Origin of the sequence: Synechocystis sp. PCC 6803 substr. PCC-P (genome assembly GCF_000284455.1) — a bacterium.
Taxonomy (GTDB): domain Bacteria; phylum Cyanobacteriota; class Cyanobacteriia; order Cyanobacteriales; family Microcystaceae; genus Synechocystis.
In genome coordinates, this window is sequence record NC_017039.1 from 2,400,162 (window position 1) to 2,413,772 (window position 13,611).

Annotated in this window: 17 protein-coding genes and 1 tRNA gene; 7 read left to right on the forward strand and 11 right to left on the reverse strand. The window is 49.3% G+C overall.

Annotated elements, in window-relative coordinates; translation table 11 throughout:
• The first annotated feature begins 59 nt into the window (after positions 1-59).
• Positions 60-1,007 (forward strand): protein translocase subunit SecF, encoded by a 948-nt coding sequence (gene secF / locus SYNPCCP_RS11230; RefSeq protein WP_010873347.1) that lies wholly within the window; start codon positions 60-62, stop codon positions 1,005-1,007.
• A gap of 132 nt (positions 1,008-1,139) precedes the next feature.
• A complete protein-coding gene (gene lpxD, locus SYNPCCP_RS11235) occupies positions 1,140-2,174 on the forward strand; it encodes a UDP-3-O-(3-hydroxymyristoyl)glucosamine N-acyltransferase (protein ID WP_010873348.1) in 1,035 nt (344 codons plus the stop codon).
• 107 nt (positions 2,175-2,281) lie between these two features.
• On the opposite strand, the gene rplT is transcribed toward lpxD, so the two are convergent.
• The 4 genes from rplT to SYNPCCP_RS11255 all read right to left on the reverse strand — a co-directional run bounded on the left by rplT (position 2,282) and on the right by SYNPCCP_RS11255 (position 4,633).
• Positions 2,282-2,635 (reverse strand): 50S ribosomal protein L20, encoded by a 354-nt coding sequence (gene rplT, locus SYNPCCP_RS11240; RefSeq protein WP_010873349.1) that lies wholly within the window; start codon positions 2,633-2,635, stop codon positions 2,282-2,284.
• Between the two features lie 140 nt (positions 2,636-2,775).
• Positions 2,776-2,979 carry a 50S ribosomal protein L35 gene (gene rpmI / locus SYNPCCP_RS11245; protein WP_010873350.1) on the reverse strand — a complete coding sequence of 68 codons (204 nt, stop codon included), beginning with the start codon at positions 2,977-2,979 and terminating at the stop codon, positions 2,776-2,778.
• Positions 2,980-3,075: 96 nt separating this feature from the next.
• Positions 3,076-3,807, reverse strand: coding sequence for a DNA repair protein RadC (gene radC / locus SYNPCCP_RS11250; RefSeq protein WP_010873351.1), 732 nt, complete (start codon positions 3,805-3,807; stop codon positions 3,076-3,078).
• Complete coding sequence (locus SYNPCCP_RS11255; protein ID WP_010873352.1) at positions 3,797-4,633, reverse strand: rhodanese-related sulfurtransferase; 837 nt, start codon at positions 4,631-4,633, stop codon at positions 3,797-3,799. Before SYNPCCP_RS11255 ends, radC begins: the two co-directional genes overlap by 11 nt.
• 91 nt (positions 4,634-4,724) lie before the next feature.
• On the opposite strand from SYNPCCP_RS11255, the gene SYNPCCP_RS11260 reads away from it, so the two are divergent.
• Both SYNPCCP_RS11260 and SYNPCCP_RS17460 read left to right on the forward strand, forming a co-directional pair.
• Positions 4,725-4,797 (forward strand) — tRNA-Ala (locus tag SYNPCCP_RS11260).
• Between the two features lie 105 nt (positions 4,798-4,902).
• The gene (locus SYNPCCP_RS17460; RefSeq protein ID WP_010873353.1) at positions 4,903-5,079 is read left to right on the forward strand and encodes a hypothetical protein; all 177 of its coding nucleotides are present in this window, start codon (positions 4,903-4,905) and stop codon (positions 5,077-5,079) included.
• A 152-nt stretch (positions 5,080-5,231) separates the two neighbouring features.
• Here the strand turns inward: SYNPCCP_RS17460 and urtD are convergent, their stop codons facing one another.
• The 5 genes from urtD to SYNPCCP_RS11285 form a co-directional block, all read right to left on the reverse strand.
• Positions 5,232-6,353: an urea ABC transporter ATP-binding protein UrtD gene (gene urtD, locus SYNPCCP_RS11265; protein WP_010873354.1), complete on the reverse strand. Its 1,122-nt coding sequence runs from the start codon at positions 6,351-6,353 to the stop codon at positions 5,232-5,234.
• A gap of 182 nt (positions 6,354-6,535) precedes the next feature.
• Positions 6,536-7,210 carry a hypothetical protein gene (locus SYNPCCP_RS11270; protein WP_014407133.1) on the reverse strand — a complete coding sequence of 225 codons (675 nt, stop codon included), beginning with the start codon at positions 7,208-7,210 and terminating at the stop codon, positions 6,536-6,538.
• Between the two features lie 27 nt (positions 7,211-7,237).
• Complete coding sequence (locus SYNPCCP_RS11275) at positions 7,238-7,591, reverse strand: hypothetical protein (protein WP_020862192.1); 354 nt, start codon at positions 7,589-7,591, stop codon at positions 7,238-7,240.
• Between the two features lie 104 nt (positions 7,592-7,695).
• On the reverse strand, positions 7,696-8,580 hold the full coding sequence (locus tag SYNPCCP_RS11280) for an ABC transporter permease (RefSeq protein ID WP_010873358.1): 885 nt from the start codon (positions 8,578-8,580) through the stop codon (positions 7,696-7,698).
• A 152-nt stretch (positions 8,581-8,732) separates the two neighbouring features.
• A complete protein-coding gene (locus SYNPCCP_RS11285) occupies positions 8,733-9,758 on the reverse strand; it encodes an ABC transporter ATP-binding protein (protein ID WP_020862191.1) in 1,026 nt (341 codons plus the stop codon).
• Positions 9,759-9,843: 85 nt separating this feature from the next.
• Here SYNPCCP_RS11285 and SYNPCCP_RS11290 point away from each other — a divergent pair, with 85 nt between their 5' ends.
• Complete coding sequence (locus tag SYNPCCP_RS11290) at positions 9,844-10,464, forward strand: DUF4126 domain-containing protein (RefSeq protein ID WP_010873360.1); 621 nt, start codon at positions 9,844-9,846, stop codon at positions 10,462-10,464.
• Positions 10,465-10,491: 27 nt separating this feature from the next.
• Here SYNPCCP_RS11290 and purF read toward each other — a convergent pair whose 3' ends face one another.
• On the reverse strand, positions 10,492-11,979 hold the full coding sequence (purF, locus tag SYNPCCP_RS11295) for an amidophosphoribosyltransferase (RefSeq protein WP_010873361.1): 1,488 nt from the start codon (positions 11,977-11,979) through the stop codon (positions 10,492-10,494).
• Between the two features lie 270 nt (positions 11,980-12,249).
• Between purF and SYNPCCP_RS11300 the strand changes: the two genes are divergently transcribed.
• Together SYNPCCP_RS11300 and nrdR are read left to right on the forward strand one after the other, a co-directional pair.
• A complete protein-coding gene (locus tag SYNPCCP_RS11300; RefSeq protein WP_010873362.1) occupies positions 12,250-12,345 on the forward strand; it encodes a photosystem II reaction center protein T in 96 nt (31 codons plus the stop codon).
• Positions 12,346-12,498: 153 nt separating this feature from the next.
• Entirely contained in the window at positions 12,499-12,984 is a 486-nt protein-coding gene (gene nrdR / locus SYNPCCP_RS11305) for a transcriptional regulator NrdR (RefSeq protein WP_010873363.1), read from the forward strand.
• Positions 12,985-13,075: 91 nt separating this feature from the next.
• Here the strand turns inward: nrdR and SYNPCCP_RS11310 are convergent, their stop codons facing one another.
• Positions 13,076-13,567: a hypothetical protein gene (locus tag SYNPCCP_RS11310; RefSeq protein WP_020862188.1), complete on the reverse strand. Its 492-nt coding sequence runs from the start codon at positions 13,565-13,567 to the stop codon at positions 13,076-13,078.
• Positions 13,568-13,611: the final 44 nt, after the last annotated feature.

A 13,611-nucleotide genomic window follows, 5' to 3' on the forward strand; every position in this document is an offset into this window, starting at 1 on the left:
AGCTTTTTATTTTTCAACCCAGAATTCTGTTTGCTTTCTTTGACCAATTCTCAAAAATTATGAAATTAGACCTGTTCAAATGGGAAAAGCCAGCTTGGATCGTTTCTTCTCTCTTGGTGCTGATCAGTATTTTCGCCATGGCAATTTCCTGGGCACAATTCCAAGCTCCTTTTAGGCCAGGTCTCGATTTCGTCGGTGGTACCCGTTTGCAACTACAACTGGAATGCGCCAGCAGCAATAATTGCCCAGCGGCGATCGATGTGGCGGAGGTGCAGGATATTCTCGGCGGCGTGGGCTTAGGTAACAGTAGTGTGCAGGTAATTGAGGACTATACCCTTTCTATCCGTCAACAAACCCTGGATGTGGAACAACGGGAAGCGGTGCAAAAAGCATTGAATGAAGGCATAGGTAAGTTCGACCCGGAAACTATCCAAATTGACACCGTTGGCCCCACGGTAGGCAAAGCTTTATTCCGTTCTGGGGTGTTAGCCCTGGTGATTTCCCTGCTGGGGATTATCATCTATTTAACTATCCGTTTTCAGCTTGATTACGCTGTTTTTGCCATTATCGCCCTACTTTATGATGCCTTGATTACCATGGGAGCCTTTGCCATTTTTGGCTTAGTGGGAGGAGTGGAAGTTGATAGTCTTTTCCTGGTGGCGTTACTGACCATCATCGGCTTTTCTGTCAATGACACCGTGGTCATATACGACCGGGTGCGGGAAACCCTAGAGCGCCATTCTGACTGGGATATTAACCATGTGGTGGATGATGCAGTCAATCAAACTTTGACCCGTTCCATTAACACTTCTTTGACCACTTCTTTGCCCCTGGTAGCAATCTTTCTTTTCGGTGGTGATAGTCTCAAATTCTTTGCTTTAGCTTTGATTATTGGCTTTGCTTCCGGGGTTTATTCCAGTATTTTCATGGCCACAACCCTCTGGGCCTGGTGGCGTAAATGGCGATCGCCAAAGAATCCTCCTAGGGAAATGGTGGCGGAGGTTTAATTTTTGCGTTCCCCTGGGTGAGGCTGAGAGAGATACCTTAGACCAAAGTTAGCACCGGCGAAAAGGGACGGGAAAGGTCAAAGCCTTATGGGAAAATGGCCACAATTTAGCGTTTAGCTCCGCCGATCTCCCATGGAATTTAGCCAACTCGTAGAACGCCTACAAACCCATATCCAATGCCACAGCCTAGAAAAATTTGGCGATCGCAATCCAACCCTTGGGGGCGTTGCCGCCTTAACGGAGGCCTTGACCGGGCAAATCAGTTACGTCGATAGTGCCAAGTATGCGCCTCAAATGAAGACAACCCAGGCCAGTGCGCTAATTTTGCCCCCGGATGCAAAACTTCAAGCAGAAGCGGATGCCCAAGGTATAGCCTGGTGTGCCACTGCCCAACCCCGGCTCCTATTTGCGGCGGCGATCGCCGTTTTTTATCAACCCTATCGTCCACCGGCGGGTATCCATGCCACTGCTGTTATCGATCCCTCGGTGCATTGTGGTGAGGACGTGAGCATTGGCCCCCATGTGGTAATTTATCCCAACGTGACCCTCGGCGATCGGGTGTGCATCCACGGCAATGTGGTGATTTACCCCGGTGTGACCATTGGCAACGACAGCGTACTCCATGGTAACTGCACCATCCACGAACGAACTCAGATTGGCCAAGGTTGTGTGATCCATAGCGGAGCGGCGATCGGGGCAGAGGGTTTCGGCTTTGTGCCTACCCCCGAAGGCTGGTTCAAAATGGAACAATCCGGCCAAGTAGTTTTGGAAGACGGGGTAGAAATTGGCTGTAACAGTGCAGTAGATCGTCCCGCCGTGGGGGAAACCCGCATCGGGAAAAATACTAAACTCGACAATATGGTGCATGTGGCCCATGGTTGTCGTATTGGTGAGGCTTGTGCTCTAGCCGGCCAAGTGGGTTTAGCGGGGGGAGTTACCATCGGCAACCGGGTAATCCTCGCTGGTCAGGTGGGAGTAGCGGACAAATCCGAGATCGGTGACGGGGCGATCGCCTCGGCTCAAACGGGAATCCATGGCAAAGTGGGGCCCAAAGAAGTAGTTTGTGGCAGTCCCCATATGCCCCACAAGCTTTATCTCAAAGCCTCTGCCATCTATAAGCGTTTACCGGAAATGTACGACACCCTCAAAAAACTGAAAAAAGTTTAATACCTGCAACGAAAAACCCCATCCCAGTTACCTAGGGTGGGGAGTTTCTTTTTCTTGGTTCAATTATCTAAATCGGTCAGCCTTGCCCAAAGGGAAAATAAAGCTTTCTACTTTGCGGTGGCGGCAACTTTTACCACTTCACTAAAAGCGGCGGGGTCTAAAACAGCCAACTGGGCCAACATTTTACGGTTGATTTCAATATTGGCTTTTTTCAATTGTCCGGTCAGCTTGCTGTAGCTCATACCTTCTTGGCGAGCGGCAGCGTTGATGCGGGTAATCCACAGACGACGGAAATCCCGTTTACGCTTACGGCGATCGCGGTAGGCATTGCGTAGAGCCTTCATTACCTGTTGGTTAGCGGTGCGGAAAAGTTTGGAGTGGGAACCCCGGAAACCTTTGGCTAACTTGAGAATTTTCTTGCGGCGTTTGCGGGCAACGTTGCCCCGTTTAACTCTGGTCATAGTAACTTTAAAAAACTAAAGATAATTTCAGCTTTACCTGGGAAAGTGTTTTGGAGTTAGAACCCTAGCGGGATTTTCCCCATCCCAACTTTCCATGGCACCCAGCGGAAAAGTGAGCAAAAATAGCGCTAACTACTCAATTACATATAGGGAAGCATGAGCCGGACATTTTTCTCATCGGCTTCATGCACCAAAGCTAGGTTAGACAGACGACGATGTTTCTGTTCAGAACTCTTATGTTCCAATAGGTGATTTTTAAACGCTTTGCGACGGATAATCTTCTTGCCACTGCCGGTTGGGCGAAATCGTTTGGCGGCGGCTTTACGAGTTTTAAGTTTGGGCATAATGTGGCTGGTAATCGAACACAGTCTTCCACTATACCATGGCTAACCCTGCTGTTGGAATTTTCAGATGAATTAAGGCAATTACATGCATTTCTCCTAATCTCCCTGGGGAAAACGCTCCCACAGATCTGTGCATTGCCGCAAACTTTGGTGCTTGCCGTGGCCCAAAATGAGATGGTCCAATACCGGAATTTGCAAGTATTGGGCCCCCTGGAGTAGGAATTCTGTCAGCCTGATATCTTCCGGGCTCGGCTCTAGCCCACCGGAGGGATGGTTATGGGCCACAATCAGCCTGGTGGCACCCTGTTTGATCACCTCCCGAAAGATTTCCCTGGGGTGAATTAGGGTCTCTGTGGCGGTGCCAATGGTAATCACTTTGGTCGCCAGCAAACGGTTTTTTACGTCTAGCATGACAATGGCAAAATGTTCCTGGGTCTGCCACATCAAATCCTGGCTCAAGGCGATCGCCGCCGCTTCGGGACTATCCACCACCATTTTTTCCAAGGGACGACTCTGGAACACCCGTTTACCCAATTCTACCGCCGCTAAAATCGTGGTGGCCTTAGCGGGACCAATGCCGGGAAAAGCAATCAATTCCTGAGGGTGGATATTACGCAACACGTCCATGGGGTCCTGACGATTTTGTCCCAACTGTTGCAAAATATATTGCCCCAGACCCACCGCCGACAGCTTGCCTTTGCCTTGACCTGTGGCCAAGAGAATGGCGATCAATTCAGCATTCCCCAGATGCTTGGCCCCGTATTTGAGCAATTTTTCCCTGGGGCGTTCATCCTCCGGTAGATCGGCAATTCTCAGGCTATAACTCATTGCTTACCGCCACCGTTAAACCGCACTGGGGACAATGGCGCACCGCGTAGCGGATCTCTGCGAGATCGCCAACCCTAAGGGGATAACCACAATGGTCACAGAGGGCATGGGAGCCAACTTTTAAGCCTTCTTGCACCGCTACCCTTTCATCAAAGACAAAACATTCCCCCTGCCACAAACTTTCCTCCGGGGCAATGGTTTCTAGGTAATGCAAAATTCCCCCCCGGAGATGGTAAACCTCCGCAAATCCCTCCTCCAAGAGATAGGCACTAGCTTTTTCGCAGCGAATCCCCCCAGTGCAAAACATCGCTACTTTTTTGTTTTTTTGCTGGTCTAGATTATTCTTCACATAGTCGGGGAATTGGCGAAATTTTTTGGTACAGGGATTGACTGCCCCCTGGAAGGTGCCGATCGCCACTTCATAATCGTTGCGGGTATCAATCACCACCACATCAGGGTCTTGGAGCAATTGATTCCACTGCTGGGGCGACACATAAGTTCCCACTTGTTTTTCCGGGTTCACCTGAGGCTGGCCAAGGCTGACAATTTCCGGCTTAATTTTCACCTTCATTCGTTGGAAAGGTATGGTTTTTGCCCAGGAATGACGTTGGGGCACACTGGTTAGGCCCAAATCCGCTGCCATAATTTTGACCATTTCTTCGATGGCTGCCGACTCACCAGCAATTGTGGCATTGACCCCTTCCTCTGCCAACAAAATAGTTCCCTTTAGCCCCAGGCGATCGCCCAACTCCTGCCAACGGCTTTGCTTCTCTGCCAAACAATTGAGCCGGGTAAAATGGTAAAAAGTTGTTACCTGATAAGCCATAGGAAAGCGGAAAAATCCTTGCTTGTTGTGAACTTCTATGGCTATAATAGCTGAGGTTTGTTACCAAAGGGCGTAACATGCACCAGTTCACGGGGGTTTAGCTCAGTTGGTAGAGCGCCTGCTTTGCAAGCAGGATGTCAGCGGTTCGAGTCCGCTAATCTCCATACTTTTTCGAGCCGGTTTTCAGATATTCCTGGCTGTTGTTTTTTGGCTAGGTCTGAAGATTGCGCCCTAGATATACTAGGAGTAGCCCTGTTGAGGAGGAATAAATGGCAACAATTGAAACTGACTTAAAAGACATTTTAGCCAAAATTGACGAGAGACTAGACCGGATTGAGCGAAAGCTGGAAGCCCTTCCACGCATAGAAGAGAAGTTGGAAGGCTTGAATGGTCGAGTTAATCGCCTAGAGGACAGTCAAAACCGTCAGATATGGGCATTACATTGATTGTGGCCATTATCGGGGCAATGATTGCTGCTGCTGTGAGATTTGGCTTTACGTCCAACCCCTAAGTATAATCTTTTGCTTTGTAGGTACTTGCCCGATTGTACCCGGTGGCTAGAGTTTCATTGATTGCCAACTCCAATAGTTCAAGTCCCCTAATCTCCATCCTCATCAACACTGATAGCCGTGATGGGTAAATTCAGACCCCGCAGTAATTCCTGATAGGCTTGCCACTCCCAAAAAGGTTCTGGTTCTTGTCGGTGTACCGCCACAATTTCTTGGCTCAGGCGCAACACCAATTCTCGGTCTTCCTGTTTGGGAATTTCTTCCGTTAAGTTAGCAAAGTCCACTTCAACCCCCTGCAACAAATAATCTTGCAACTCCTGTCGCAGATGCTGAGGATCAGATCCACTGCCTTTAAACACCTGACTGAGGTTATCTAAAATAATCGCCATTTCTGTCTCAGAAATTTTGCCGTCGGCGGCGGCGACAGCGGCCACTGTGCGAAGAATTTTAAACTGTTGGGGGGAAAGGCTGGGGGCTTCTCCTAAATACACTTCAATTACTTTGGGATCATTTTGAATCTGGTCCATGTTACCTTCACACAATACTGAACCCTGATGGAGTACTGTCACCTTGCGGGCAATTTGGCGCACAAACTCCATATCATGTTCAATCACAATGATGGAATGGCTTTCCGCCAGGGCCAAGAGCAAATCCCCCACATTTTCCGTTTCTTCATCAGTCAATCCCGCCACCGGCTCATCCACCAACAATAAAGTGGGGGACTGGGCCACCAACATGCCAATTTCAAGCCGTTGTTTTTCGCCGTGGGAGAGTAGGGCCGCCGCCAAGTGAGCTTTGGGGGTCAGGCCAATGGTTTCCAACAGTCCTCCCACACTGCGCTGCTCAGCTCCGGTAGCCTGTCCCATCAAAGTACCCCAAACGGACTTTTTTCGGTTTACCGCCAAGTCCAAATTTTCCGCCACCGTCAGATTGAGATAGACCCTAGGAGTTTGAAATTTCCGCCCCACCCCCAGACGGGCAATGCGATATTCCGGAATTTTACGAATGTCTTTGCCTTGGAATAGGACCCGGCCTTCCGTTGGTTGAACTTTACCGGTGATCACGTCTAAAAAAGTTGTTTTTCCTGCGCCGTTGGGGCCAATAATTACCCGCAATTCCCCCGGATTCATGGAAAAAGTCAAATGGTTGAGGGCCCTAAAGCCGTCAAAGCTCACCGTCAGGTCTTGAATTTCTAAGATTTTGCTGGTCATGGGCAATGGGGACAACCTAAAAATTTTGGCAGGACAAGGCTGGGACAAACATTCCTGCTTGTCAATTCAAACAAGGGGCGAGGCGGAAAACTGTTTACCAGGAACGAAATTTTTTGCACTACTACAGTCTTGTAAGTATTTTGCCAAATTTGACTGCCATCGAAAACCACAAGTCCCCTCAGCTATCTTGCCGGGAATTCGGAGGAAACGCCACCTTCAGGACCGCTACCATCTAAATTTTCATCATCACTTTCTAAATCTGCCTGTTGCCAATCCGCTGGCGATCGCCTGGTCAATTCTTCCAGAGAACGGGGCACTAGACTAACTTGTTGGCTTTCTGCCGGGATATCAGCATTCTCCACCGGGTTAACCAGAGCGTAGAGAGAATTCCCTGCAAAGTCGGGGTTACCTAACTGGAGACGGTGGGTTTTACCATTGACCAATTGAATAGTTAACTCTGTCCCGGCAGGATTAAGGCCGTAGTCCGTTAATTCCGCTGTGGGCACCTCAAAATCCCGGTCGTTCTGACTGCCCAAGACCACACTGAGCAAAAAATCTACCGCCGGACCACTCACGGCCGCTGGCTGGGGATTATCCATCAACCAAACAGAGTCACCATTATTATCTTTCCCCCGGCGATAGATTTTGATCTCTGCTCGGTTCGGCTCAGACTGGGTAATGGTGATGGATTGCACCAAATCAGCACTGAAATCAAAATGGCGATTTACAGAGGGACTTTGGACAGTAGTTGTACCCTCTTCAGGAGTGCGACTCATTTCCCAGGCCACTACGCCCAACCCCAGCATTAAGGCCACTGTCCAGAGCAACCAAGTCCCCCGTTTCAGTTTCAGTACCATAGGTCAAGCCCATAACCATTAGCCAATCTAGGGCGATCCGGGGGCTGGGGCTATCGCCGGTTCAGTCTGCTGTTGCTGCATTTCCATTAGTCGTTGCTGTTGCAGTTGCTTGAACTGGTCTGCGGCTTTATTGATATTTCTCTGGGTATCCTCAGCAAAGTCTGACCCATTACGGGTGCGACTCAAATTGGCATTGTGAATCAACGACATGGGATCGAATCCCCCTCCCAAACCCTGCTTACTGGGGTCAACGTTGTTGGAAACAAAGGGATCTTCTCCAGGGACAGTGCCGGTGGATTGACCCTGAACGGGGGCGAAACTGAACAGGCCAGTGGTGAGGGCACTGAGGGCTAAACAGCGGGTTATTTGGGCTGTCTTCATGGTCATCAGGCTCCAAGTGGTTAATTGGTCTAAAACTTTACAGCTCAATGTTGCCGAGATACGGTTGTTGAACAAATACGATCAGCTATGATCAACAGACAAAATCACAAAAAGCGACGTTTGAGCAAAGGTTGGATTAATAACAATACTAAACCATCAAACAAAACTAACACCCCCAATACCTGGGCGAAATTCAAACTGAACCAAGGGGCAGTCAAAACCGTACTATCCAAACCCCAGTTGCCATTCAGGTAAATGTAACGGATTGGTTCGATGGCATAGGTTAATGGATTTAAACTGGCCACCACCTGCAACCAATGGGCCATGAAGTCCAAAGGAGCAAGGGCAGTACTGGCGAAGAGTAGGGGTAAATTAGTGACAAAAATTACCGCAATCAATTCAATGTGGCCCGGCAGGGCAAAGGCTAAACCTAAACTTAGGGCCGTTACCCCCAACACGATTAGGAAAACAATCAGGGCAATCATTCCCAAACCAAAGCTATTGGGTAAACCAGCTCCCAGCAGAGCACTGGCCCCGACAATCACTGCTGCTTGGATCAGGCTCAGACTGATGATATACACCGTGGAGGCGGCCACAATGGAGTAGCGAGAGGCCAAGGGAGCAACCAGCAAGCGATTCAAAAAACCAAATTCCCGATCAAACATCACCGGTAGACCGGCATTCAAAGCCCCTGAAAAGGCAGTAAAAACAATAATGCCCGGTGCTAGAAATTGGGCATAGTTGAGGTCATTACCAAATAGGCCCTGGGGCGCATTGAGAAATAGGGCACCAAATAGCACTAACCACATAAACGGCTGAATGATCCCTGCCACTAGGGTGGTAGGCCGCCGTTGCAGTTGGATAAATAACCTCTTAGTTAGGGCAATGGTTTCTTGGAAAAACTCCACCGTTAAGCTGGGGGGATTGGCCGGGGCGGCCTGAGGAGCTAGCAGGGAAGTGATTTTGGGAGGGGTGAGGGTTTGACTCATAAAACTTTGGGGCTTGACGGCAGTTTAATTGACTTTGCTGAATTTGCACACACTGGGGCAGAGTTTTACCTTGGTGACCATGGTAGGGAATTTTTTTCGCCCTTGCTTTGATCGTTCAGGAAAAGTCTCCGGGAGATTGATTGACACCGTGGTTAACTAGCTTTCATCGCTTGTTTTTTTTCTGCTTTGAGATCCCGTTGGGCAGCAGCGGCCAAGTCCGCATCCATCAGGGTTTTGCCGGTGGCCGCTAGGTACACATCATCCAAACTAGGTCGGGATTGGGCCAAGCTGAAAATCGGTAAACCGTCAGCGAGTAGGGCTTTTTCGATCTGACTGAGGGGATTACTCTGGGGCGTCACCACCAGATTGAGGGAATTGCCTTGGGCTTGGTTGACAATCACTTCCTGAACGAAAGCTAGGGAGCGGAGAATTTGGCTAGCTTTTTCTGCTTCCTGGTCTGCCGTAAATTCCTTAATTCTGAGGGTGACCCTGTCCCCCCCTACCCGGTCTTTTAGTTCCGTGGGGGTGCCGGTGGCGATAACTGTGCCCTGGTCAATGATGGCTAGGCGATCGGCTAGGGCATCAATTTCCTCCAGGTAATGGCTTGTAATTACTACCGTAGTGCCTGCATCTCGCAATTGGCGCAAAAATTCCCAGAGAATAAAGCGACTTTCAATGTCTAGCCCCACCGATGGTTCATCCAACACCAACACCGTTGGTTGATGGAGTAAACCTGCTGCTAGGTCCAAACGTTTTTTTAGCCCGCCGGAATAAGTTCCAGTTTTCTGATCTGCATAGGCTGTTAAGCCCAAAATATCTAAAAGTTGGTCGATGCGTTTTTGAGAGCTAATGGCATCAAGATGGTAGAGGGAAGCTTGTAGTTGCAACAATTCTCGACCTGTTAAGATTTTATCTATGGCAACTTCCTGGGCCACATAGCCTAAACGGCGCCGGGCCTGGCGGGGATCGCTTAATACGTTTACGCCATCAATCCACAGTTCCCCTCCGTCTGGTTTGGCTAGAGTACATAAGCAACGGATAGTGGTGGTCTTACCGGCACCGTTGGGACCAAGTAAACCAAATATCTCTCCCCTGGGCACCGCAAAGGAAATGTCCTTCACCGCAGGGATAGCACCGTACTTTTTTCGGAGTTGTTTGACTTGAACAGCAACGCCCATGAGGTAACTCTTTCCCATTTAGTCTGCAACTTTTCTTAACATTATCCCTGATATGGTCGGTTTTGCCCTCCCGGTTTGAACTTTAATGAGCACCCTCCTTGGAATCCTCGCAATTTTGTCAGCGGCGGCAGCGGCGGGGATGCGCATTGCCCTACCGTTGTTAATAGTTGGTCTAATCCAAGGTCAGTTATGGTCGGAAGTGCCCCTACTCTGGAGGGTTAATCCCCAGGTGGTAGTGGCGGTGTTGACCAGTTGGTCTTTGTTTGAATTGTTTGGCTCAAAAAAGTTGCTGGGCCAGAGAGTTCTACAAATTGTGCAATTGTTGTTCACTCCCCTAGTGGGGGCAATGATGGCCATCACTGTCGCTAGATTATTGACTTCAGAGTTGGCTTCACAATTGGAAATGGATTTTCGTTTTCCTCCCCTATGGGTGGTGGGGGCGATCGGTTCCCTCTTTGCTCTGGCCATAAGGCTAGTGGCGATCGGTTGGTTTTTTCGCTTGCGGGGGTTGCCCTTTTGGGTAACAGTTTTAGAGGATTTATTCTCGGTGGGACTGGTACTATTCGCTTTCAAAGCTCCCAAAAATGGTGGCTTAATCGCGATTTTGCTGTTGTGGATTGTTGTCCGCAGTTCCACTGCCTGGAGAACCTGGTTTTTGGCCAACCACAGTCGCGACCAGCCATCCGAACCTAAAAATCGCCAATGATTCTGTTTAGAGTTTTCGGCCAACTTTTCAAGCAGTAATATTCTCCAGCATTAATTTAGAGCGCCTGACCGCATCTGGCACAGTGATGGGGTATCTTCCATTGAAGCAGGCAGAACAAAAATGGGAAATATCTTCGCCGGTGCACAACAACATGCCTTCCTGGGAAAGATAAGCGAGGGAGTCCACTTCAATTTGCTCAGCAATCTCCGCCACTGTCAGTCTGGCCGCAATTAGTTGATCTTGACTGTCGGTATCAATGCCATAGAAGCAAGGATGGGTCACTGGCGGAGAAGAAATCCGCATATGTACCTCTGTTGCTCCAGCTTCCCGTAACGCTCGGACAATTTTGCGACTAGTGGTGCCCCGCACAATAGAGTCATCGACGATAATGATCCGTTTACCGGCCAATACGTCTTTGAGAGGATTGAGTTTCATGCGGATGCCGTGCTCTCGCATATGTTGGGTGGGTTGGATAAAGGTACGCCCCACGTAACGATTTTTGATTAAACCTTCGGCATAGGGAATACCGGAAGCTTGGGAAAAGCCGATCGCCGCTGGAATACCGGAATCGGGTACCCCCATCACGAGATCAGCATCCACAGGGGATTCTTTGGCTAAATGTTTGCCAATGCGCATGCGATAGGTGTAGAGGCTTTCATCGTTAACCACGCTATCCGGGCGAGAAAAATAAATCATCTCGAACACACAGAGTTTACGGTCAGCGCTTTCGGCTAATCGATGGGAAACTAGGCCAGATTCGGTGATATGGACCAATTCTCCGGCTTCCACCGTGCGCACATAGGTGGCACCGATGATGTCCAGGGCACAGGTTTCCGATGCCAATACATAGCGGGGAGTTTCTTCTTCTAACACACCGATCACCAGGGGGCGAATGCCATGGGGATCCCTGACTCCAATGATTCCCTCCGGTGTGCCGATCACTAAGCTATAGGCTCCCGCACAAAGGGTCAGGGCCGCAATGGTGCCTTCCACCCAGTCTTTGCCTTTATCCACCTCATTGGCGATCGCCACTGCAATCATTTCCGAATCGGTGGTGGTGACAAAGTCCTCACAGCCCCTTTCCGCTAAAGCTTCTCGCAACTGGTTAGTGTTAACCAAATTGCCATTGTGGGCCAGGGCCAGGGGACCCAAACGGGTAGGGAGCACTGCCGGTTGAGCATTGACCCGATGGCTGGATCCCGTGGTGGAGTAGCGGGTGTGGCCCACAGCCAGAGTACCCACCATTTCATTCAGTTTAGATTCTTGAAAAACCTGGGACACTAGCCCCATATCCTTGTGGCAGTGAACCGTTGTCCCGGCAAAAGTGGCAATACCCGCCGACTCCTGACCCCGATGTTGCAGGGCATAAAGTCCAAAATAGGTCAATTTGGCCACCGCTTCTTCAGGGGCGTAAATGCCAAACACCCCACATGCTTCTTCTGGTTTATCGGCATGGTGGCCAGACAAAGGCTGACCATCATTCAACTCAGTCAAATCACTGGAGGGGGGAAACATGGCGGCAATCTTCCTGGATCAGGGTAGAGAAAAACGGGTACAGAAACTAAATCTTAGACTATGGGAATTGGTGGATTCCCGCCAGACAGGGAAGGCAATGACGAACGGGTCTAGACCCCTTAATCAATTGTTAATCGTTAACCCATACTAGCAAAGAAGCAGTGCCCACACCGCAGTGTTTGGTTCTTGGCCAAGTCGGTCTAGTTGTCAGGGGACAGGGGAATGTATAGATTAGTGTGTAAGGATAAACTTTTAGGAATTTTTTAGATTATGGAAAGTGTTGCTTACATTCTGGTGCTGACCATGGCCCTTGCGGTCCTTTTCTTTGCGATCGCCTTTCGGGAACCCCCCCGCATCGAAAAATAGTCCAATTAAAGGGTCTTTTTTCCAGGTGTTTTTTGCCTGGACACTCCCTTAAAACCCCAGTTTTTACCTCTGTTTCAACCGTGGGCTAGCTTGACTTTGACGCAACATTCTTGTATGCGTTAGGTTGGGCTAAGCTCATTTTTTGTAGCCATTATGCAATGTCCTCACTGTCAGCACCACAATAGTCGAGTCCTTGAATCCCGTTCCAGCGAAGGTGGCCAAAGTATTAGGCGGCGGCGGGAATGTTTGGAATGTAAACACCGTTTCACCACCTACGAACGGCTGGAGTTGTTACCCGTCACGGTCATTAAACAAGATGGGGAACGGCAAGCCTTTGACCGCTCCAAACTGCTGCGGGGTATGGTGCGGGCCTGTGAAAAAACTGATATTAATTTCCAGCGCCTAGAACACATTGTTGAAGAAATTGAGGCCAACTTACAGCAACAGCCAAAACGGGAAATTCACAGCGAGGCAATCGGGCAAATGGTGTTGCAATATTTACGCCAGGAAAGCGAAGTGGCCTATATCCGTTTTGCTTCTGTTTATGGGCGATTTCAAGGCATTGCAGATTTCGTTGATACCCTAGAGCAACTGCAACGAGAACAATATCCTGAACGGCAATATTTGACCATGACTTAGAATCCGTTGATGGGGCTTCAATCTCTCCCTTAGCCAATGACTCGTCGTCAGTTAGCTACTGATAAATCTAGAGAATTAGCCGGTCATAAACTTAGCGACAACCCACTAGGGTGGCCGTGTAAGTTTTGCCCAATGAGTCTAGCCCGTTAACAAAAAGATTTACCTGATAGGGTTGTTCTTCTGGGGTAGCATTACCGACAATTTCCAAGGGAGTATTAGGTTTAAAGACAAAAGCTTGTTGATTAAAAATTTCTGACGCAGTCTGGTCGCTATATTTTAAAAACATTCGAATATCAAAGGGGGTAGATTCGGCAGAGGTTACCGTCATCACGAATTTTTTAAAAACTGTTCCCCCTGGTACGGCCCAATCGGTATTCCAATTATTACGAGTTATGTTAATTCCCAACATGCCTAGAGGCCCTGCGGGAATAGTCGGAACAGCGACGGTTTTAGTCACACTATTACCTTGACCTCCCACCAAAGGGATGGGCACACAGGTTTCGCCGTGGCCAGGAGTGGCCAGACCCAGTGACAGAGCAATGCCGGCCATGGCCAGGGTTAGGGGCCTAGTTAGGGGAGACATCGAAGTTAGCCAGGGGAAAGGGTAATTAATCATCAGAAGAGTTG

Bases quoted from the DNA above. Each gene is read 5' to 3' on its own strand.
- radC (WP_010873351.1), bottom strand. From the start codon at position 3,807: ATGAGTTATAGCCTGAGAATTGCCGATCTACCGGAGGATGAACGCCCC.
- purF (WP_010873361.1), bottom strand. From the start codon at position 11,979: ATGTTTCCCCCCTCCAGTGATTTGACTGAGTTGAATGATGGTCAGCCT.
- urtD (WP_010873354.1), bottom strand. From the start codon at position 6,353: ATGACCAGCAAAATCTTAGAAATTCAAGACCTGACGGTGAGCTTTGAC.
- SYNPCCP_RS17460 (WP_010873353.1), top strand. From the start codon at position 4,903: ATGGCAACAATTGAAACTGACTTAAAAGACATTTTAGCCAAAATTGAC.
- nrdR (WP_010873363.1), top strand. From the start codon at position 12,499: ATGCAATGTCCTCACTGTCAGCACCACAATAGTCGAGTCCTTGAATCC.
- SYNPCCP_RS11255 (WP_010873352.1), bottom strand. From the start codon at position 4,633: ATGGCTTATCAGGTAACAACTTTTTACCATTTTACCCGGCTCAATTGT.
- secF (WP_010873347.1), top strand. From the start codon at position 60: ATGAAATTAGACCTGTTCAAATGGGAAAAGCCAGCTTGGATCGTTTCT.
- SYNPCCP_RS11270 (WP_014407133.1), bottom strand. From the start codon at position 7,210: ATGGTACTGAAACTGAAACGGGGGACTTGGTTGCTCTGGACAGTGGCC.
- SYNPCCP_RS11290 (WP_010873360.1), top strand. From the start codon at position 9,844: ATGAGCACCCTCCTTGGAATCCTCGCAATTTTGTCAGCGGCGGCAGCG.
- SYNPCCP_RS11310 (WP_020862188.1), bottom strand. From the start codon at position 13,567: ATGTCTCCCCTAACTAGGCCCCTAACCCTGGCCATGGCCGGCATTGCT.
- rplT (WP_010873349.1), bottom strand. From the start codon at position 2,635: ATGACCAGAGTTAAACGGGGCAACGTTGCCCGCAAACGCCGCAAGAAA.
- SYNPCCP_RS11275 (WP_020862192.1), bottom strand. From the start codon at position 7,591: ATGAAGACAGCCCAAATAACCCGCTGTTTAGCCCTCAGTGCCCTCACC.
- rpmI (WP_010873350.1), bottom strand. From the start codon at position 2,979: ATGCCCAAACTTAAAACTCGTAAAGCCGCCGCCAAACGATTTCGCCCA.
- SYNPCCP_RS11280 (WP_010873358.1), bottom strand. From the start codon at position 8,580: ATGAGTCAAACCCTCACCCCTCCCAAAATCACTTCCCTGCTAGCTCCT.
- lpxD (WP_010873348.1), top strand. From the start codon at position 1,140: ATGGAATTTAGCCAACTCGTAGAACGCCTACAAACCCATATCCAATGC.
- SYNPCCP_RS11285 (WP_020862191.1), bottom strand. From the start codon at position 9,758: ATGGGCGTTGCTGTTCAAGTCAAACAACTCCGAAAAAAGTACGGTGCT.
- SYNPCCP_RS11300 (WP_010873362.1), top strand. From the start codon at position 12,250: ATGGAAAGTGTTGCTTACATTCTGGTGCTGACCATGGCCCTTGCGGTC.